Origin of the sequence: Mesorhizobium sp. (genome assembly GCF_965229135.1) — a bacterium.
Classification (GTDB): Bacteria; Pseudomonadota; Alphaproteobacteria; order Rhizobiales; family Rhizobiaceae; genus Mesorhizobium.
The window spans coordinates 2,321,032-2,339,831 of record NZ_OZ245860.1; the positions used below are offsets into that span (position 1 = coordinate 2,321,032).

At 63.3% G+C, this 18,800-nt stretch carries 17 protein-coding genes; 1 reads left to right on the forward strand and 16 read right to left on the reverse strand.

All coding sequences use genetic code 11. The annotated features are described in order from the left end of the window. Positions 1 to 60 precede the first annotated feature (60 nt). From ACO07C_RS11210 to ACO07C_RS11220, 3 genes are read right to left on the reverse strand one after another with little or no spacing between them, the layout of a single operon-like run. A complete protein-coding gene (locus tag ACO07C_RS11210; RefSeq protein WP_421914236.1) occupies positions 61 to 903 on the reverse strand; it encodes a transporter substrate-binding domain-containing protein in 843 nt (280 codons plus the stop codon). Between the two features lie 28 nt (positions 904 to 931). Beyond that, complete coding sequence (locus ACO07C_RS11215; RefSeq protein WP_421914237.1) at positions 932 to 1,924, reverse strand: proline racemase family protein; 993 nt, start codon at positions 1,922 to 1,924, stop codon at positions 932 to 934. Between the two features lie 3 nt (positions 1,925 to 1,927). Continuing rightward, a complete protein-coding gene (locus ACO07C_RS11220) occupies positions 1,928 to 2,608 on the reverse strand; it encodes a GntR family transcriptional regulator (RefSeq protein WP_421914238.1) in 681 nt (226 codons plus the stop codon). A gap of 115 nt (positions 2,609 to 2,723) precedes the next feature. Between ACO07C_RS11220 and ACO07C_RS11225 the strand changes: the two genes are divergently transcribed. Further along, positions 2,724 to 4,154 carry an NAD-dependent succinate-semialdehyde dehydrogenase gene (locus tag ACO07C_RS11225; protein WP_421914239.1) on the forward strand — a complete coding sequence of 477 codons (1,431 nt, stop codon included), beginning with the start codon at positions 2,724 to 2,726 and terminating at the stop codon, positions 4,152 to 4,154. Positions 4,155 to 4,219: 65 nt separating this feature from the next. Here the strand turns inward: ACO07C_RS11225 and ACO07C_RS11230 are convergent, their stop codons facing one another. The 13 genes from ACO07C_RS11230 to uxuA all read right to left on the reverse strand — a co-directional run bounded on the left by ACO07C_RS11230 (position 4,220) and on the right by uxuA (position 18,789). Further along, positions 4,220 to 5,065, reverse strand: coding sequence for an SMP-30/gluconolactonase/LRE family protein (locus ACO07C_RS11230; RefSeq protein WP_421914240.1), 846 nt, complete (start codon positions 5,063 to 5,065; stop codon positions 4,220 to 4,222). 3 nt (positions 5,066 to 5,068) lie between these two features. Beyond that, positions 5,069 to 6,850: a CoA-transferase gene (locus ACO07C_RS11235; RefSeq protein ID WP_421914241.1), complete on the reverse strand. Its 1,782-nt coding sequence runs from the start codon at positions 6,848 to 6,850 to the stop codon at positions 5,069 to 5,071. An 8-nt stretch (positions 6,851 to 6,858) separates the two neighbouring features. Continuing rightward, positions 6,859 to 7,872, reverse strand: coding sequence for a hypothetical protein (locus ACO07C_RS11240; protein ID WP_421914242.1), 1,014 nt, complete (start codon positions 7,870 to 7,872; stop codon positions 6,859 to 6,861). Then, positions 7,869 to 8,657 carry an enoyl-CoA hydratase/isomerase family protein gene (locus ACO07C_RS11245; RefSeq protein WP_421914243.1) on the reverse strand — a complete coding sequence of 263 codons (789 nt, stop codon included), beginning with the start codon at positions 8,655 to 8,657 and terminating at the stop codon, positions 7,869 to 7,871. Before ACO07C_RS11245 ends, ACO07C_RS11240 begins: the two co-directional genes overlap by 4 nt. A gap of 2 nt (positions 8,658 to 8,659) precedes the next feature. Continuing rightward, positions 8,660 to 9,865 carry a CaiB/BaiF CoA transferase family protein gene (locus ACO07C_RS11250; protein WP_421914244.1) on the reverse strand — a complete coding sequence of 402 codons (1,206 nt, stop codon included), beginning with the start codon at positions 9,863 to 9,865 and terminating at the stop codon, positions 8,660 to 8,662. 19 nt (positions 9,866 to 9,884) lie between these two features. Continuing rightward, positions 9,885 to 10,670: an SDR family NAD(P)-dependent oxidoreductase gene (locus ACO07C_RS11255; protein ID WP_421914245.1), complete on the reverse strand. Its 786-nt coding sequence runs from the start codon at positions 10,668 to 10,670 to the stop codon at positions 9,885 to 9,887. A 1-nt stretch (position 10,671) separates the two neighbouring features. Then, entirely contained in the window at positions 10,672 to 11,670 is a 999-nt protein-coding gene (locus tag ACO07C_RS11260; protein ID WP_421914246.1) for an ABC transporter permease, read from the reverse strand. A gap of 75 nt (positions 11,671 to 11,745) precedes the next feature. Further along, positions 11,746 to 13,281 carry a sugar ABC transporter ATP-binding protein gene (locus ACO07C_RS11265; protein WP_421914247.1) on the reverse strand — a complete coding sequence of 512 codons (1,536 nt, stop codon included), beginning with the start codon at positions 13,279 to 13,281 and terminating at the stop codon, positions 11,746 to 11,748. Continuing rightward, positions 13,271 to 14,251 carry an ABC transporter permease gene (locus ACO07C_RS11270; RefSeq protein WP_421914248.1) on the reverse strand — a complete coding sequence of 327 codons (981 nt, stop codon included), beginning with the start codon at positions 14,249 to 14,251 and terminating at the stop codon, positions 13,271 to 13,273. The genes ACO07C_RS11265 and ACO07C_RS11270 overlap by 11 nt, the downstream gene beginning before the upstream one ends. Before the next feature lie 161 nt (positions 14,252 to 14,412). Next, a complete protein-coding gene (locus ACO07C_RS11275; RefSeq protein WP_421914249.1) occupies positions 14,413 to 15,444 on the reverse strand; it encodes a sugar ABC transporter substrate-binding protein in 1,032 nt (343 codons plus the stop codon). Between the two features lie 75 nt (positions 15,445 to 15,519). Then, on the reverse strand, positions 15,520 to 16,323 hold the full coding sequence (locus ACO07C_RS11280; RefSeq protein WP_421917499.1) for an IclR family transcriptional regulator: 804 nt from the start codon (positions 16,321 to 16,323) through the stop codon (positions 15,520 to 15,522). Then, entirely contained in the window at positions 16,323 to 17,474 is a 1,152-nt protein-coding gene (locus ACO07C_RS11285; RefSeq protein WP_421914250.1) for an extracellular solute-binding protein, read from the reverse strand. The genes ACO07C_RS11280 and ACO07C_RS11285 overlap by 1 nt, the downstream gene beginning before the upstream one ends. Before the next feature lie 130 nt (positions 17,475 to 17,604). Further along, the gene (uxuA, locus tag ACO07C_RS11290; RefSeq protein WP_421914251.1) at positions 17,605 to 18,789 is read right to left on the reverse strand and encodes a mannonate dehydratase; all 1,185 of its coding nucleotides are present in this window, start codon (positions 18,787 to 18,789) and stop codon (positions 17,605 to 17,607) included. Positions 18,790 to 18,800: the final 11 nt, after the last annotated feature.

An 18,800-nucleotide genomic window follows, 5' to 3' on the forward strand; every position in this document is an offset into this window, starting at 1 on the left:
CGGGAGACGCGCCAGTGGAAAGCCTGACCGCCGCGTCATGCCGCGGTCAGGCTGTTGCGATCAGAAGCTGAAGCCAGCCGGGAGGATCGACAGATCAATGCCACGGGCTTCCCATGAGCGAGCAAGCTTGCCCTGGGCGAGGCCAAGCGAACGCTCCTGCAGGATCCAGTTGGTCAGGAAGTTGATGAACCCGGCATTGCCCGGCTTGCGCGCCACGGCGAGCGTGGCGGGATTGCGCAGGATCGGCTCGGGAAGCGACACGTTGCCGATCTTCTGGTTGGTGATCTGCAGCGCATCGAAAACCGAGAGCACAACGCCATCGGCACGGCCGGCCTGAAGCTCCATGAGTGCGAGACCGCGATCTTCAACCGGAGTGATCTTGGCCTTCGGCAGCAGCGCCTCGGCGACAACCTGCATGGTGCTGCCTTTCTGGACGACCACTGTCTTGTCGGTCGAATTGAGCTCGGCCCAGGTCTTGACCGGCTTTCCCGGAGGCGTCAGCACGGCCCAGGCGTCGGTAAACAACGGCTCCCACAGATAGTCGACCACAAGGCCGCGCTTCGGATTCGGATTGACACCGATGGCTATGTCGATCTTGTTGGACTGGAAGTCGGCCGCCAGATTGCCCCATGTCGTCTCGACAGGCTCGAGCTTGACGCCAAGCTGGGTCGCGATCTCGCCCAGAAATTCGTAGTAGAAACCGCTCCACTGGCCCGTCGCGGGATCCTTGATATAGCCCGGCTCCTCGCCGGTCATTACCGGCACCTTGAGAACCCCGCTGGCGCGGATCTGGTCGATGACGGCGGACGGATTGTCTTGCGCAGAGGCGGCGATCGGCGCCGTGAGCAGACCGAGGCCAATGGTCAATGCGGCCATGAACGTACGCATCACTGTCAGTTTCATGTCATTCCCCTTTCTGAGTTTTTGTTGGTTATCGGCTTAGAAATCCCTTCGAGAGAGGGTCTCCCTTCTCGAAGTAGATGGTCTGGGTGGAGGTGATGAAGGCAGAGCCTTCGATCTCGATGATCATCGCCTCGCGGCCGTCCTCGTTGACGCGTTGTCGCAGGCGCGCCTCGAACGGAATGCCGAAGATATTCTTTGCATGGTAGGTTTGATCGGGACCGATCAGACCCTTCTCCAGCAGATAAGTCAGGCGTGCCGAGGTCCCCGTGCCGCAAGGCGAACGGTCGAACTTGTTCGATTCCAGCACCAGGAAATGCGTCGCCGACGCCTCGCTGTCGGCATCATGGAAGAGCACGCTCGGCGCGGCCGAGCCCGCCAGCAGCGGAAGGTCCTTCGTTGCCGCCTTTATCGCGTCCTTGATCCTGGCGCCGGACCGCATCAAGGCGGACGCATTGTCCGGGACCAGTTGGAAGCCGAGCGAGGCCGCGTCCACCAGGGCGTACCACATGCCGGCATAGACGATGGCGGCATTGACCGTGCCTACGCCTTCGACGGCAACGCTGAGATGCTCCAGCCCGACATAGCTTGGGACGTTGGCGATGCGCACCCGATCGAGAGTCCCGGCGTGGCTCCACACACAATGTACCGTCACGATACCGGCGGGCGTCTCCAGCGTGAAACTGTCACCCGTTTCAGGAGATATCTCTCCGGTGAACGCCAGCGTTCTGGCTAGACCGATTGTGCCGTGGCCGCACATATCGAGATAGACATAGGACGAGATGAAGAACGCGCCGTAATCGGCGACATCCGAGGCGACCGGCACCAGACCGACCATGGCCGCATGGCCGCGCGGCTCGTGCAGAAGCGCGGGACGCAAATGATCGAAATTCTCGCGAAAATGGTCCCGCTTCTCGCGCACGCTTGAACCGGAAAGTTTCGGGACGCCGCTGAGGATGACGCGAGTGGGGTGACCAGCAGTATGGGAATCGATGACGCTGAACGCTGACGTGAAGGTGGACACGACCTAGCCCTCGCCGAAGGCGTCGCGAATGCCGGCGCGCATGCTCTGCCAGATTTCGCGAATGAGGTTTTCGGTCATCGCCTTGGCGCTTTCGCCGTCGCCATCGGTAATCGCGTCGTAGATGCGAGCCGTGTCATCCAGGGACAGCTGGATGATCTTGGGATCCTGCTCGTAAGCGTGATAGCGATAGCGCAGGGCCTGCTTTTCCAAGCCGCCGAGAAGGCGCGTCAGGGTCTTGTTGCCCGCCAGGGTGTAGGTCAGGAAAGAACCGCGAACGTCGACGATGAAGAACTGCCGCGCATCGTTCCTGGCCTGGGCCTGCTTCAGTTCGGACAGCAGGTTCTTGAACTCGGCCTTCTTCTCGATGTCCACGGATTCGGCGGCCTGTTTGGCGACCAGCCCTTCAAGCTCGATGCGGCAGGTATAGACCTCGTCGAAGTCGCGCTGCGACATTGGCGAAACCCAAATGCCGCGTCTTGCCTCACGCATAACCAGGCCGTCGCGCTCGAGCAGCCGAAGCGCCTCGCGCACTGGTGACCGGCTGACGCCGTAACGCTCGGCGACCATTTCCTCGGTCAACCGCTCCCGGGATTTGATGCGGCCGAAGATGATCTCTTCCTCCAGCATTTCCGCGAGGTTCTCGGGAATGGCGACCGACAATTTCTGGATGCGCGCTAAAATCATGTCGACACCATACTGTATACAATGTACAGGTCAAGCCACATCGCGGACATTTTCTTTCGACGCGCAATTTGCCGGCGGCCATTCCGCGGACCGCCGGGCTGGAAAGGGCCAGGACATGTATCCAGAGACGATCGAGTTGCTGATTGACGGCGTGTGGTGCCAGGGATCGGACGGTAAGTCCGAAACGCTGATCAACCCCGCCACGGAGGAAGCGCTGGCATCTGTCCCGCATGCCACGGAGGCCGATCTTGACCGCGCTCTCGCGGCATCGGCAAAAGGCTTCAGGCTGTGGAAGGCGATGACCGCGATGCAGCGCTGGGCCATCATGAACAAGGCCGCCGACTTGATCGAGCAGCGCAAGGACACCATCGCCCGCATACTGACGATGGAAAACGGCAAGGCGCTGGCCGAGGCCACCGGCGAGGTGCAGTTCGCCGCCGACGCGACGCGCTGGTATGCCGAGGAAGGCAAGCGCGCCTATGGGCGCATCGTCCCGGCCCGGTTGCCCGGCGTGCGGCAGATGGTCTTCAAGGAACCTGTCGGGCCTGTCGTGGCCTTTGCCGCCTGGAACTTTCCGGCCAGCAATGTCATCCGCAAGATCTCGGGCGCGCTTGGCGCCGGCTGCTCGATCATCCTGAAGCCGGCGGAGGAGACGCCCGGAACCGCGGTGGCCATCGCCCGCTGCTTCCAGGACGCCGGACTGCCGGCAGGCGTGCTCAACATCGTCTTCGGCGAACCGGCGCGGGTCTCGTCCTACCTGATCGCGTCGCCGATCCCCAAGAAGGTTTCGCTGACCGGATCGACCGCCGTTGGAAAGCTTTTGCAGAAACAGGCCGCGGATACGCTGAAGCGCTGCACGATGGAGCTTGGCGGCCACGCTCCTGTCATCGTCCATGAAGATGCCGATCTCGAAAAGACACTCGATACGGTGGTCGCCTTCAAGTTCCGCAATGCCGGCCAGGTGTGCACCTCGCCAACCCGCTTTTACGTCCACGAGGCTGTCTATGACCGCTTCATCGACGGCTTCGCCTCACGCGCCGAGAAGCTCAAGATCGGCAACGGGCTTGAGACCGGCGTGCAGATGGGGCCGATGATCGCGCCAAGACGGCTCGATGCGATGGACGCCCTTGTCGGCGATGCCACGACAAAGGGGGCCACCGTCGTGACCGGCGGCAAGCGCATCGGCAACAAGGGCTATTTCTTTGCCCCAACACTGCTGCGGGACGTACCGGACACGGCACGCATCATGTCCGAAGAACCTTTCGGACCGATCGCACCGACGACAACGTTCTTCAATTTTGACGACATGATCGAGCGCGCCAACTCGCTGCCTTACGGACTGGCGTCCTTCGTCTTCACCCGCGACCTCAGCCTTGCCCAAAAGACCGAGATGGCGCTTGAAGCCGGCATGGTCGGCGTCAACCACATGATGGTCTCGACACCGGAAACACCCTTCGGCGGCGTCAATGAATCCGGCTACGGCTCGGAAAGCGGCGTCGAAGGGCTCGACGCCTATCTGCGGACGAAGTTCGTTACCGAGATGTAGAGAGGGAATCGAAGTGGGAGCGAGCAGCGGCGCAGCTCAAATGCTGCGCCAGCTTGGGCTGTGGATTAGCTGCTCCCGTTTGAGATCGCGGCCAGATCAATTTCTGTGATGTGCCAGCGGCCAAGATTCGAGGTGTAGAGCTTGTCGCCCTTGAAGGCGATGTTGGTGGGGTGCGCCAGCGTGGTCGCCGCCGGATCCTCGATCAGCACTTCGAGACCTCGATCCTGCCGCCAGCGATAGATGCGGCTGGGCTCGTAGCATGAGATGAACAGCGAGCCGTCGGATGCGAAAGCCAAGCCATCGGGAACGTTGTGCACGCCTTCGACGAAGACTTTCCGCGCGCCTGCCGTGCCGTCGGGGAGGATCGGCACGTAGCTGATGCAAGGCGCCTCGCTTTCCACGACGTAGAGGCCGTTGCCGTCCGGCGCCATCGCCATGCCATTGGCGAAGGACATGGCCTCGCGACACCACAGGCCGCCCTCGCCGGTCTTGAGATCGTAGCGGAAGATGCCGGAGCGATTGTCTTCGCCAACGCTATCCGACACGTAGAGCCAACCTCTCGCCTCGTCGACGACCGGATAGTTCGGCACGCGGATGCCGGACGAAGCGAAGCGCTCCATTTGGCCTGCCATGGCATCCCAGCGAAAGATCGCCGCGTGCCTGAGATCACAGGCAAAGCAGTTGCCCGCACTGTCGAAGGCGATGCCGAGCAGGAAGCCGTCCGTGCCGCCCATGCGCTCGACCGAGCCGCCGTCGGCGGCCAACCGCAGCAGGTCGCCGGTTTCGGTGCCGCACCAGATCGAGCCGTCGCGGTGGACTGCCACGCCCTCCGGATGCGCGACACGTGGGGTGGTGAAGATGCCGTCGAAGAAGACGCGCGCGGCTGATATGTCGAGCAACGGCTTTGCCATGGATCAGCTCCTTGCAATGTCCAATCCCAGCTGCGCTGCGATGCAGCGCTCGACCATGCCGCGGTCATCCGCGAGTATGCCGGCGATGAGCGCGCCGCGCTCCTTGGCGCTGACGAACTCCAGGCGGCGCAGGCCGAGCGGGTCGATTTGGTTTCTCAGGACCGCGAGCGTGGCATCGGAAGGCAGGGGGACCTGCCGGCAGTCGGCGTCGAACGTCACCGCAAATCCGGTGGCGTCACGGATCTGCTGGTGTGTGACCCCAGGCATGGTTTCGATGACCGTCAATTCCCTGGATGTCCGGTCGAGCCGGAAGACGCAGAGATCGGTGAAGACCAGCGCCTTGCCGGTGCGATAGCCCATCGGCTCGCGTTCGGCCGGCGTCAGCAGCCCACGCGCGGAACTGACGATCTCGACCTCATTCACCAGCGACTGGGCCGAATGACGGGGAATGTAGAGCAGGTAGTCGCGGTGCATGTTGGCGACATCCGCCATGCCACCCTGCCCGGGCAGCCGGATGAGGCCGCCGCTGGGCTTGCGCAGTGCGATGGTGTTGACGCGGCCGCGCCGGTCGACTTGCGCCGCGCCAACGATCTCATGCGTCACCGCGCCCGCCTGGTAGTAGGTCGAGTAGGTGTCGTCGCCACCGGCATGCGCCACCGCCGTCTCGCAATCCAGGCTTTCGATCAGCGACAGGATCATCGGGCTGGGCGCGATATCGAGATGGCCGCAGCTCATCGTGGCGATGATCATGTCCGGCGCGTGCGTTGCCTTGGCCAGCCGGTAGGCAACATTGGCGAGCGGCGAGACAGCGCCGGCACTGGCAAAGCTCTCATTGCCCAGCTCAGCCGCGATACGTGCGACAATGATCTCCTCGACGGATGCTTTCTTGTCGGCGTCAAGAATCAGCGGCATTGCGATGACCGTTTCGGCACGCACCTTGGCAGCGGCTTGCAGCGGTTCCGGCACGCCCTCTGAAGGCAGGCGCAGACTATCCTCCAGGGGCATTTCCCTTGCCGTGAACGCCGCCGACAATTTCTTATAATCCGTGACATAGAACGGCAGGCAGGAGGCCGGATAGGCACCACCTGGCGCCGGCGCTATGGCCGAAACCTGGTTGCGAGTGAGGATGCTCTGGCGCCCGTCCAAACGAAGCGCACCGACGGGGACGACTTCCTCGACGGTGACCAGCACTTGCCGCGCCGCGCCTACCATGGCGAAGTCCAGTGCGCGCGGCCCGATGATCTGCACATTACCGCTTTCATCAGCGCGCTGCGCGTGGACGACGAATGTATCGAGCCGCAGCGGGAGGACAAATCCCGTGGCGTTGCCGGCAACAGGATCGGGCGCGGCGATTGCGCCCGGCACGCGTGCCAGCATGTCCGATCCCTCTGGAAGCTGGAACGGCATGGACGGCAGGTTCTGCTGCGCCGCCCGCAGCGCCTGGATCATCGCCAGCGCCGTCCAGTCGCGAACCGGTATTGCGCCGCTCTCCGCAGCGGCGCGGAAACGCGGCGGCAGGCCAAAAATGTCGAGGCTGGAAAAGCAGAGGTCGATCTGCGCTATCGCATCCGCTTCGAGCAGCAGTTCAAGCGGCAAGCCGCCCGCCCAGCAAACGTAGTGCAAATCCTTGACGCCGGAGCCAGCAATGGCACGCAGCAATGCGATCGGCAGACGGGCGAAATGGTGGCCGCCGACGCCAAAAGAGTCCCCTTGGCCGACCATCGCGGCCAGCCCCTCCACATCGGTGAAGCGCGGCCGGTTCGGCTTGACCTGGGACGTTGGCACACGATCTGTCACAGCGCGGACGCCTCGATGCGGTAGCGGGTCAGAAACGGTTTTTCGGGTGAAAAGTCCAACGCCGTCGCAATGCCGGACTGCGCGATCGGATTGTCGGCAAGCGCCGTTGCCGGACCGAGCCCGAAGGGCGAGCAGATTGGCTCGATGCCGATGGCGACATGACGGCCCTTCCAGGGTGCGGCCTTGCGCCCGCGATTGGAATACCAGAGCAGCAAGCTCGGGAAATGTTCCTTTTGCCAGCAAAGCTTTACCCTGTAGCCGTCGGCATGGTTGGCGAGCGCCGCCGTGCCTTCAAGACCGTCGATTTGCAGAAGCTCCTCGGTATCGGCGGCGAATGGCAACCGCGAGGCGTCGGCCCCCCCGCCGGCACACGCCGGCACGCTGGTCAGTTCGGCAAATCTCGTGTTCCGGGCGAACATTTCAGCGCCTGGCTCGACATCGTGCGGATAGGTGCGACCGTTGTCGAAGGAGCCGAGTTCCAGCGTGGCGGCACCGGTCCGCGCCGGCAGCCGGAACACCGGGTGCAGGCCGATCGGCAAGCGGCAGGCACGGCGAACGACAATCTTGAATTCAATGTCGATTGCCGGCGCCAAAGGATCGGGCGTAATCGTCCGTTCAACGCGCTCGACCGGGCTTCCCTTCGGATAGGCGAGTAGCAGCGACAGTGAACCGCTGTCACTGTCGCGCCATGTCCAGTCATGATTGGAGCCATGGCCATGGATTTCTTCGCCCGGCTCGGGCGGCCCCATCACACGCGCCCAGTCCTTTGGCCATCCATCGGCAGGAACGGAGTAACCGAAGGGCACGCAAGGCCATTCGCCGCGCAATCTGCGTAGAATACCCGGTAGCGCTTCCGCCTCCGGTTTGCTCGACCATGGTGCAATGTGCATCGGCGAGACCTGCCGGCCGTTTTCCAGCACAAAAGTAACCGGCGCCAGCATCGCACCCAGCCGCTGGACGGTCAGCGCGCCGTGGGCCCAGCCCAATCCGCGATGGTCGTCGTCTTTCACGATCCGGCCTTCTTCACCTTGGTCGTGCTTCTGTCCGCGAACTCCCTCACCCGCCTTTGGCCAATCTGGCTTCGGTAGAGCTCACCCAATATGTCGCGCTCCATGGCGAGACCGTCGGCCAGTTGGCCCGAGACGGCATGCGCCGTCAGCGCCTTCAGCCCTTCGATCGCGGCGGCGGGTTCGGCGGCAATCGTTTCGGCCAGTTCCAGCGCGCGCGGCATCAGCCTATCGACATCGACGATCTCGTTGACCAGGCCGGCAGCGACGAATTCGGAGGCCGGTACGATGGCGCCGGTCATCAGCAGAAGATTGGCGCGGTTGCGGCCGAGCTTGGCGACGCTGCGCTGCGTGCCGCCACCGCCGGGAATCAATCCAAGCTTGATCTCCGGCAGGCCGAGTTTCGCGAACTGGTTGGCGATCACGATGTCACAGCACAACACCAACTCCATGCCACCGCCCAGCGCGAAGCCGTTGACCGCCGCGATTACCGGCTTGCGGTTGTTTTCGATCGCCGCGTACATACATATGCCCGCCGCCTGGAACGTGTCGAATTCGGCTCCGGTCTGCGCGGCATATTCCTTGATGTCGGCGCCGGCCATGAAGCCGCGCCCTTCGCCGGTCACCACGATCGCGCCGATATCCGCATCCACCGACAGCGCCTCGAAGGCCTCGGTGATCTCGCCTTGCATCAGCCGGTTCATGGCGTTGAGCTGGTCAGCACGCCGGAAGGTGACGATGGCGACGCGGCCCGAGGTTTCGACCGTAAGTGTCTGATAGGCTCGCATCGTCAGGCCGCGTCCACGGTCATGTCGCCGGACGCTTCGAGCGCGGCGATCTCCTCCTTGGATAGGCCGAACTCGGCCAGGATCTCGCGCCCATGCTGGCCAACCAGCGGAGCCGGCCGGTCGATGGTCGCGGGCGTCTCGCTCATCTTGACGGCGGGGGCCACCACCCGCACCTTGCCGCCGCGCGGATGATCGTAGCTGGTGATCATGCCCATGTGCTTGACCTGCGGATCCTCGGCCGCACGGCGGATATCCTTCACCTCCGCGCACCAGATGTCGACCGCCAGCAGCCGTGCCAGCAGATCCTGCGTGGCGAATTTCCTGGTCTCGGCGTTGACCTTCTCGAACACCTCGTCGCGCTTGTCGAACAGGGTTTTCAGGTCGTCATAGACGGCAAGCCGCGGTGCCTGCAGCACCTCGTACAGCGTCTTGAACGGGCTCATGGCGATCGAGATATAGCCGCCATCCCTGGTCTCGTAGATGCCGAACGGCGCCTGCATGCCGGGATGGCCGATGCCGGAGTTCGGCCGCACGAAATCCTCGCCGAGGTTGAGCACGGCGACATATTCCTGGTTGAGATGCGCCAGCAGGCCGGCCAGGAGATTGACCTCGATCTTCTGGCCCTTGCCGGTCTTCTCGCGATAATAGAGCGCCGACAGGATGCCGTAGACCATGTTCATGGCGCCTATCTGGTCGGCGAGGCCGGCGCCGGCGGGAACCGGTGCCTGGTCGCCGCGACCGGTGTTGGCAATCAACCCGGCAAGCCCCTGGATCAGCATGTCCTGGCCGGGACGCTCGACATAGGGCCCTTCCTCGCCATAGCCCGAACCCGAGCAGTAGATGATGCGCGGATTGACGGCCTTGAAGTCTTCATAGCCATAGCCGAGCTTGGCCAGCACGCCGGGGCGAAAATTCTGCACCACCACGTCGGCGGTCTTGGCCATCTCCATGATGATGGCGTGCACCTTGCGGCTCTTGAGGTTGAGCGCGATCGAGCGCTTGTTGCGGTTCCAGGCGAGGAAGTTCGGGCTCTCTGAGCCGCCCACCCATTTGGCAAAGAAGGTCATGCCACGGAACATGTCGCCGGCGCCGGCGCGCTCCACCTTGATGACGTCGGCGCCCATGTCGCCAAGCAATTGCGTGGCGAACGGCCCCTGCAGCAGATGGCTGAAGTCGAGGATGCGGACGCCTTCGAGGGCCTTGTTCATTTCATGTCTCGTTTCGTTTTCAAAGCAGTTCGGGAACGTAGCGCGGCGCCGCCGTCAGCCCGCCGTCGACACGCAGGTCGGTGCCGGTGGTGAAGCCGGCGGCATCGGAGGCGAGATAGATGGCCGCCTCCGCCACTTCGGAAGGCTCGCCGATGCGGCCGAGCGGATGCATCTTGACCCAGGCCTTGGCGAGGTTGCCGCCGATCTCCTTGATCAGCTTGTCGTTCATCGGGGTGTTGATGGTGCCCGGCGAGATGGAATTGACGCGGATGTTCATCGGCCCGAACTCGACCGCCATCTGGCGCGTCATTGCCATCACCGCACCCTTGGCGCCAGCATAGGCGGTCCAGCCGTCGAGACCGATATGGCCCTGCGCCGAAGCCATGTTGATGATCGAGCCCGACTTTTGCGCGATCATGCGCGGCAGCGCGTATTTGCAGCCGCGAAACACGCTGGTCAGGTTGACGGACATAAGCCGGTGCCACTGTTCGTCGGTCATCTCGTGCACGGGCATGCCGCCAATGGCGATGGCGGCGTTGTTGACCAGAACATCAAGGCGGCCGGTCTTCTTGACGGCGCTGTCGATGAGGCCGGCGATATCGGCCTCCTGAGAAACGTCACAATGCACATAGTCAGCCCGGTGGCCGGCCGCGCGCAGCGTGGCCGCGAAGTCCTCGCCCGCCTTGTCGGCGATGTCGCCCAGGAAGACATGCGCGCCCTCCCGCGCCATCGCCTCGGCGATCGCGTGGCCAATGCCGTCGGCGGCGCCGGTGATGACGGCGACCTTTGCTTCAAGACGAGCCATGTCAGCCTCCCTGTGCCCGGCGTCGCTTCGCCTCGTCGAAGGCGACCGCGGCGATGATGATCATGCCGGTGATGACCAGTTGCCATTCGGTCGGCAGGCCGAGCCCGCGCAGTCCGTTGGACAGGAACTGCAGGATCAGCACGCCGAGCGCCATGCCGCTCAGGCTGCCGATACCGCCGGCGAGGCTGACCCCGCCAAGCACCGTCGCGGCGACGACCTGGAACTCGAAATTCAGCCCTGCCGTATGCTGCGCCGAACCGACGCGCGCTGCCAGGATGATGCCGGCCACCGTCGCCAGCAGCGAACTGATGATGAAGCAGATGAACTTGACGCGCCGCACATCGTAACCCGCCAACCGCGCCACTTCGGGGTTACCGCCGACGGCATAGATCTGCCGGCCGAAAGGCCGGTGCCGCATCATGTAGGCGAAGGCGGCAAGCAGGACGATGGCGATGACCGCCGAATACGGCAGGATGTCGAACAGGCGTCCATCCGACAAAGCGATGAAGCTGTCGAGACTGGCATCGTCGGGAATCGCGCGCTGGCCGGTATAGAGATAGACGCCACCGCGCATGATGAACATCGTGCCGAGCGTCACGATCAGCGAATTGATGCCGGCATAAGCGGTGAGATAGCCGTTCACCACGCCGATGATCAGCCCGAACAGCAGCGCGCCACTGATGCCGAGCAACAGCGAGTTGGTGTCGTTCATGATGATGATCAGCGGCAGCGCGATGGTCGCCAGCAGCGAGCCGATCGAGATGTCCACTTCGCCGGAAATGAAGACGATGGCGCAACCGATACCGGCGATCAGCGGCAGCGATGCCTGGCCCAGCACGTTGGTCATGTTGCGGACGGAAAAGAAGTTCTCCGCCGTGACGGAGAAGAAGGCGACGACCAGGATCAGGCAAATCAGCAGCGCCACTTCCTGACGCCGCAGCAGGCGAGCCAGAAGAGACGATTGCGTTTGCGCGTCCGCGGACAGCGAAGCGTTGCTCATGATGCAGCCGCCTCCACAATTGATTGGGCACGCTCCCGCGAGGATCGAGGGAATGCGCGCGCAATCATGGCAATCTCAACCGATAGCGGCATTGAGGATCCTCTCCTGCGTGGCGTCGGCACGTGAAAAGGTCGCGGAAATGCGGCCTTCGGCCATGACCGCGACACGGTCGGCCAGACCGAGCAGTTCGGGCATTTCAGACGTCATCATCACCACGGCCAGGCCTTCCCCGGCGAGGCGGTCGATCAGCGCGAAGATTTCCGACTTGGCACCGACATCGATGCCGCGCGTCGGTTCGTCGACGACGATGACCTTCAGCCCGCGCATCAGCCAGCGCGAGATAAGCACCTTCTGCTGGTTGCCGCCCGACAGGTTCTTGATCTGCTGGAACAGGCTCGGCGTCTTGACGCGGAAGCGGTCCACATAGTCCTGGACAGCGGCGCGCTCGCTGGCCGTGTCGACGAAACCCATCCTGGCGAAGCGTTTCAGCGAGGCGAGGCTGGCATTCTGGTAGACGGGCAGGTCGCCCATCAGGCCTTCGCTCTTGCGGTCTTCGGTCAAGAGGCCGATGCCGAGGCGCACACCCGAAGTGGTGTTGTGCGGCGACAGGGCCTGCCCGTCGATCATGATCGTGCCGGCGGTGATCGGATCGTAGCCGACGATGGCCTTGGCAAGCTCGGTGCGGCCGGCACCCATCAGGCCGAAGAAGCCCAGGACCTCGCCGGCGCGGGCCTCGAAGCTGACATCCTTCAGTTTGCGCCCAGTCGATAGCCCCTCGACGGAAAGCGCGACGCTTGTACCCGCAGGACCGCGCTGGCGGGGGAACAGATTGTCGATGCGCCGGCCGATCATGTCCTGGATCAGCGTGTCGTTGGTGTGTTCGCCGATCGGCCTGGTGGAGATGTGCCTGCCGTCGCGCAGCACGGTCACCGTGTCGGCGATCTCGAGGACTTCGTCTAGCTTGTGGCTGACATAAACGACCGCGATGCCGAGCGCGGTCAGGCGGCGGATGACCGCGAACAGCAGGGCCACCTCGTTCGGCGTCAGCGACGATGTCGGCTCATCCATGACGACGACACGCGCCTCATGCGCCAGTGCGCGGGCAATCTCGACCATCTGTTGCTGGCTGACCGGCAGCGAGCCGGTGCGTGCCGCCGGATCGACATTGAAGCCGATGCGCTGGAACAGCGCCGCTGCGTCGGCGCGGATCTTTTTCCAGTCGATCGAACCGCCCTTGCCGGTCGGGTAGCCTTCAAGGAAAATGTTTTCGGCAACCGTGAATTCAGAGATCAGAGCGATCTCCTGGAAGACGACCTTGATGCCTTGCTTCAGGCTGTCGCGCGGCGACTTGATCTCGACGTCGCGGCCCTGCATCCGGATCGTTCCGGCATCCCTTGAGTAGACGCCCGCCATGATCTTGATCAGCGTCGACTTGCCGGCGCCGTTTTCGCCCATCAGGGCGTGCACCTTGCCGGGCACAAGCGTCAGGTCGACATTCTCGAGCGCCATGACACCGGGGAAACGCTTGCCTATCCCGGCCATTTCGAGCGCCGGCAGGCTGATGTCGACGGGAGCCTTGTTGTTGATGCCTTGGCGCAGGTCAGCGGGCATTGGCTTTGCTCCGCACGATGTCGAGATAGGTTGCCAGGATGATGACCACGCCCGGCACGATCATCTGCAGGTCCTGGTTCCAGCCGAGGATGATGATGCCGTTGTCGATGACTTTCAGCACGAGCACACCGAGCAAGGTGCCGAAGAGAGTGCCGCGACCTCCCGTCAGGCTGGTGCCGCCGAGAATGACGGCAGCGATGACCGTGAGCTCGAAACCGCGCCCTGCTGTAGGCTGGCCGGCATTCATCAGCGACGACAGGATCATGCCGGCAATGCCGACGCACAGGCCGGTGAGGACGAAGGCGAACAGCTTTAGCCGCTCGGAGCGGACGCCCGACAGGCGAACCGCCTTTTCATTGGCGCCAACGGCGTAGATGAAACGCCCCAGCACCGTGAAGCGCAGCGTGATCCAGGCGATGAGGAAGATGACCGCCGCGAAAATGACCGGGATCGGGATGGCCCCGACATAGCCCGCGCCAAGTGCCGTGAAATCCACGAGCTGGTGGTGGTTCTGCACCGCCTCGCGGGTGAAGAGATAGACGCCGCCTTGCAGCATCATCATCGTGCCGATCGTGGCGATCAGCGAATTCACTTTCAGGCGGGTGACGATCAGGCCGTTGGCAAGGCCAACCGCTCCGGCAAAGGCAAGGCCCGCGAGCATGCCAAGTGCAAGACTATGCGTTGCGTTCAGAACCGACATGCCGATGCAGCCGACAAAGGCGAGCGAGGCGCCGACCGACAGGTCGACCTCGGCCGTGATGATCAGCATCGTCATCCCGCATGCAACGATCAGCACCAATGCGCATTGGCGCAGAATGGCGATGACGTTGGCCTCGGAATAGAATTGCGGCTCCGCGATCGAGATGACGATGCAAAGGGCCGCGAGAATAAGCGCCAGCACGAGCGAGCCCGACTTGCCGAACCGTATCGACATCGAACGTCCTGCCGGCTGATGAGGTATGTCTGTCATGTCAGTCCGCTCCGAGAGACGGCGTGCAGGCAGGCAGCGCTCCGGCGCGATGCATCCTTGAGTGTATCGCGCGATTGCGCGGGTGATGCCTGGTCTGCTCTTTCATGGTCCGCGTCGCTCCCTCCCGCCGGATGGCGAAAGGGAGCGTCCTGGGAGTATCGTTACTTCTTCAGGTCGGCGGCGGTCTTCATGCACTTGGCCGGAGGCGTCAGCGCATTGACAGCGTCCCACTTGATGGTGCGGGTGGTGCCGTCATAGTCGTAGTACTTCTTCCAGTCGTCGCCGTTCATCGGGGCGGTCGGGCTGACGATGTGCTGCGGCACTTCCTCGTGGTTGAACAGCTTCACCGCCGCGTCGATGGCCGTGTAGCCCTCCTTCTCGGGGAACATAGCCGCCTCGATGCGATAGGACGGCTCCTTCTCGATGGCGTTGATGAAGGCGAGGCCCTCACCGCCGGTGCCGACGGTCAGCAGGTTGTCCTGCGACTTTCCGGCGGCCTTCCACGCCTGAAGACCACCCAGCGACGACGAGTCGTTGATGCCGTAGATGATGTTGATGTCGGCATTCTTTGCGAGCGCCGCCGAGGAGACTTCGAGCGCGCGATCCGGATTGCCGCCGCCGTCGAGGTCATGCACCATGACCGCATCGGGGATGATGGTCTTCAGCCCGTCCATGAAGCCATGCGAGCGCAGCACCGTGGCGGAAAGCAGCGGCAGGCCGACATTCATCACCTTGGCTGTCCCGCCAAGCTTTTCCTTGGCGTATTTGCCAGCCTCGATGCCCGAGAAATAGCCGGTGTCGTAGTCGCAGATGGCGACCATGGTCGTCATGCCCTTGACCGGATTGCCTTCCAGCACGACGGGGATATTGGCGGCCTTGGCCTGGCGCAGCAGCGGCACCACGCCTTCCTCGTTTACCGGCGTGATGATCAGGACGTCGACGCCCTTGGCGATGAAGTCCTCGGCCGCGGCCACCTGCTTGGCGATATCGAGATTGGCGTCCTGCACCTCGACCTCGATGCCGAGATCCTTGCCATGGGCCTTCATGCCCTTGATGACATTCTGGTACCACTCATGGGTGGCGTAGTTGGTGACGTAGCCGATCTTCTTCGGCATGTTCTGTGCATGGGCGGAGGCCGCGGCGAAGGCGAGCGCCGCCGCCGAGGCAAGCAGCATTGTTTTAGACCAGTTCATACTCTTCTCCCAATTTTCATCAGTACGGTTCAGTCTTGGAACGGTAGGCCCCGCCGTCTCGGGTTGCAGTCAAAGTCAGGTCGCGGCGTCGCCGGCGCCCAGAGCAGCGGAAACCTTGTTGGCGGCGGCCATGGCGCGCGCGAAGACCGTCTCGCGGTCGAAGCGGGCGGCCTTCTGCGGCAGGAAGGGAACGGTCAGCGCCGCGATCACCGCGCCCGTATGGTCGCGAACCGGCATTGAAATGTTGATGCAGCCATCGACGGCCAGGGAGGAGCGCATCTCGTAGCCACGCTTCGATGCCTCGGCCAGCCGCGCCTCGATTTCCGCGCGCGACCCCTGCCCTTCGCCGGCAGCGACGATGCGCTCGACGATGGCATCGCGCTCCGCCGGGCTCTGGTGCGCCAGCAGCACGGCGCCGGAACTCGTCTCCATGATGGGGAAATGCGAGCCCAGCGCCACCGAATAGCGCATCGGCAAGGGTGAATCGATCTGCAGGACGACCAGCACATTCTGGCCTTCGCGCACCACCAGGTGACAGCTTTGATCCGCGTTGGCGGCAAGCTCGCGCATGACCGGCAATGCGCACTCCACCAACCGGTTCACGGGAGGATGCATGTGCGCCAGTTCGAAGAGCTTGAGCGACAGGCGGAAACGGTCACTGCCCGTGCGCAGGATGAAGCCGCGCTTTTCCAGCAACAGAAGGATGCGGTAGATTTCGTGAATGGAGCGATCGAGGCCGTTGGCGATTTCGGTCTGGGTCAGCGCCTCGCCCTGCGCGGCCATGAACTCAAGGATATCCAGCGCCTTCTCGGCCGCAGGCGCGCGGTATTCGCCGCGCCCGTTTTCGCCGTCATCGAATGCCTTGGCGACGGTGGCCATCACGCGACGCTCCGTACCGACTTGGTCGAGGGCCGCGTCTCGCGGTAACGCCGGTTTACCCAGGCGGCCAGTTCGGCGACCGAAAGCTCGCCGGAGATGGCCGCCCCGACGCGCGGCGCGGTCTCGCGGAAGAAGGTTATGAAGCCGGCATGGGTGGGACGGAGGTAGGACGACTGGATCGTCTTCAGCGTATCGGCGAAGAAGTCGCCCGTGGCGGCATTGACCGCGCTGTCCCGCCAGGCCGACAACGAGCCAGGCTGCCCGCCCGCGCTGACATACTGGCCACGCTGGTTGTCCGGTGAGCAGAGGAACAGGGCATAATCAATTGCCGCCTGGACGTTTGCCGACTGTGCGCTGACGCCGATGCCCGCGCCGCCGAGCAGCGCGCCCGCCGATCCCGGGATCGGCGCGTCGGCGAAGCGGAGCCTTGGCGTTTCCGTGCGCGAGGCATAGTTCACGTAGCCGAAGGCAAAGGGAACATAGACCAAGTCGTCATTGGCGATCATGTGGTCATAGCAGCGTATGGGATTCCACTGCCGCGAGCTTGGATGCGAAAGCTCCGAAAGCTCGCGCAACTGGTCGATGGCTTGCTCGACCCTATCGCGACCGATGAAGTCGTCGGCGTCTTCCCGCGGATCGCCAAGCGTCAGCAGAAGGCACATGGCATCGGTCGGGACCAGGGGCAGGCCAAGCCACTTGCCGTCCTTGCGTGCACGGCGGCCGAGATCGACAACATCGTCATGGGAGCGAGGCACTTCGCCATAGGCCGCCATCAAGTCCGGCCGGAACGACGCCACCTGGCAGGCGGCATCGATCGGGAGCGCCCATTGGCGCCCTTCACTCGCGTAGGACTGCCACGACTTGCCGACCGAATCCCGTTCGAAGAGCTGGCGCTGCTCGCCGGTCAGATGCCCGTCGAAAGGAACCATGAGCCCGCCACTGGCGATCTCGCCAATGAACGGATGATCGAAAACGACGAGATCATACTGGCCGAGAACCCGGTCGATCGCCCCTTCGCCAAATTCGTAGAGGCTGCGGCGATCCCATTCGATCTCGAGACCGGGACGGCTTGCGCACCAGGGTCCGATACTGGCGTCGAGCGGACCCCAGCAACGCTTATGATCCCACGCCAATCCGCGCAGCTTCGTCATGCTCTTCTTATCCTCCCGGCGGCCGGACAACAGCCGGCCTGCCATCGACATAGCATCTATTTTCATTTGTGCAAATTGTTTTCACTTACACAAACTGAGTGAGTGACACCCGCTGGTCCGAGATGTCACCTCAAGCCAGATCGAAACGTTCCACGGCGCGCATGATGCCGCGCAGTTCAGCCAGCCCCTTGAGCCGCCCGATGAGCGAATAGCCGGGATTGATCTTTTTCTTGCCGATGTCGTCGGCAAGCAGATGCCCATGGTCGGGCCGCATCGGGATGCGCCAGTCGGTGCGACCCTCGTTGCGACGGCGCTTCTCCTCCTGCATCAAAGCGAGGATGACATGTGCCATGTCAGTGCCGCCCTCGAGATGCTCGGCTTCATGGAACGAGCCGTCATCCTCGATGGTGATGTTGCGAAGATGGACGAAATGGATGCGGTCGGCGAATTCCTTGACCATGGCGACAATGTCATTGTCGGCGCGCGTGCCATAGGAGCCGGTGCAGAACGTCAGGCCATTGGCCGGGCTGTTGACGGCGTTGAGGATGAAGCGCGCATCCTCGGCGGTCGAAACGACGCGCGGCAGGCCATAGAGCGAGAAGGGCGGATCGTCGGGATGGATGCCCATGCGCACCCCCTCCTCTTCGGCCACCGGGATGATCTCGCGCAGGAACCATGCAAGGTTTTCGCGCAACTCCTTCGGTCCGATCGCGTCGTACTCCGCCAGCGCCTCGCGAAAACTGTCACGGTTGTAGCTGCGCTCGGTCGCCGGAAGGCCAGCAATGAGGTTGCGCTCGATCTGGTCGACCTGCTCTGACGTCAGCGTCTTCAGGCGCTTTTCGGCCTCGGCGATACGCGCCGGCGTATAGCTGGCCGAGCCGTTCTTGCGTTGCAGCACGAACAGATCATAGGCGGCGAAGTCGATGGCATCGAAGCGCAACGCGTAGCCGGTCGTCGGCAGGCGATACATGAGGTCGGTGCGGGTCCAGTCCACGACCGGCATGAAATTGTAACAGATGGTTTTGATTCCGGCCTTGGCGAGCGCACGGATGCTGTCGCGATAGAAACCGGCATAGCGCTCGCGTTCCGGAGCGCCGATCTTGAAGGAATTGTGGACCGGGATGCTCTCGACGACCGACCATTCGAGACCGGCGGCCTCGATGATCCGCTTGCGCTCGAGCACATCGGCTTCCGGCCAGGCCCTGCCGTCATAGATCTGGTGGAGCGCGGAAACCACGCCGGTCGCGCCGGCCTGCTTGACATGCTCGAGCGTCACCGGGTCGTCCGGACCATACCAGCGCCAACACTGTTCCATGAAGCCTCCTA

Bases quoted from the DNA above. Each gene is read 5' to 3' on its own strand.
- ACO07C_RS11210 (WP_421914236.1), bottom strand. From the start codon at position 903: ATGAAACTGACAGTGATGCGTACGTTCATGGCCGCATTGACCATTGGC.
- ACO07C_RS11220 (WP_421914238.1), bottom strand. From the start codon at position 2,608: ATGATTTTAGCGCGCATCCAGAAATTGTCGGTCGCCATTCCCGAGAAC.
- ACO07C_RS11225 (WP_421914239.1), top strand. From the start codon at position 2,724: ATGTATCCAGAGACGATCGAGTTGCTGATTGACGGCGTGTGGTGCCAG.
- ACO07C_RS11230 (WP_421914240.1), bottom strand. From the start codon at position 5,065: ATGGCAAAGCCGTTGCTCGACATATCAGCCGCGCGCGTCTTCTTCGAC.
- ACO07C_RS11245 (WP_421914243.1), bottom strand. From the start codon at position 8,657: ATGCGAGCCTATCAGACACTTACGGTCGAAACCTCGGGCCGCGTCGCC.
- ACO07C_RS11250 (WP_421914244.1), bottom strand. From the start codon at position 9,865: ATGAACAAGGCCCTCGAAGGCGTCCGCATCCTCGACTTCAGCCATCTG.
- ACO07C_RS11255 (WP_421914245.1), bottom strand. From the start codon at position 10,670: ATGGCTCGTCTTGAAGCAAAGGTCGCCGTCATCACCGGCGCCGCCGAC.
- ACO07C_RS11260 (WP_421914246.1), bottom strand. From the start codon at position 11,670: ATGAGCAACGCTTCGCTGTCCGCGGACGCGCAAACGCAATCGTCTCTT.
- ACO07C_RS11265 (WP_421914247.1), bottom strand. From the start codon at position 13,281: ATGCCCGCTGACCTGCGCCAAGGCATCAACAACAAGGCTCCCGTCGAC.
- ACO07C_RS11270 (WP_421914248.1), bottom strand. From the start codon at position 14,251: ATGACAGACATACCTCATCAGCCGGCAGGACGTTCGATGTCGATACGG.
- ACO07C_RS11275 (WP_421914249.1), bottom strand. From the start codon at position 15,444: ATGAACTGGTCTAAAACAATGCTGCTTGCCTCGGCGGCGGCGCTCGCC.
- ACO07C_RS11280 (WP_421917499.1), bottom strand. From the start codon at position 16,323: ATGGCCACCGTCGCCAAGGCATTCGATGACGGCGAAAACGGGCGCGGC.
- ACO07C_RS11285 (WP_421914250.1), bottom strand. From the start codon at position 17,474: ATGACGAAGCTGCGCGGATTGGCGTGGGATCATAAGCGTTGCTGGGGT.
- uxuA (WP_421914251.1), bottom strand. From the start codon at position 18,789: ATGGAACAGTGTTGGCGCTGGTATGGTCCGGACGACCCGGTGACGCTC.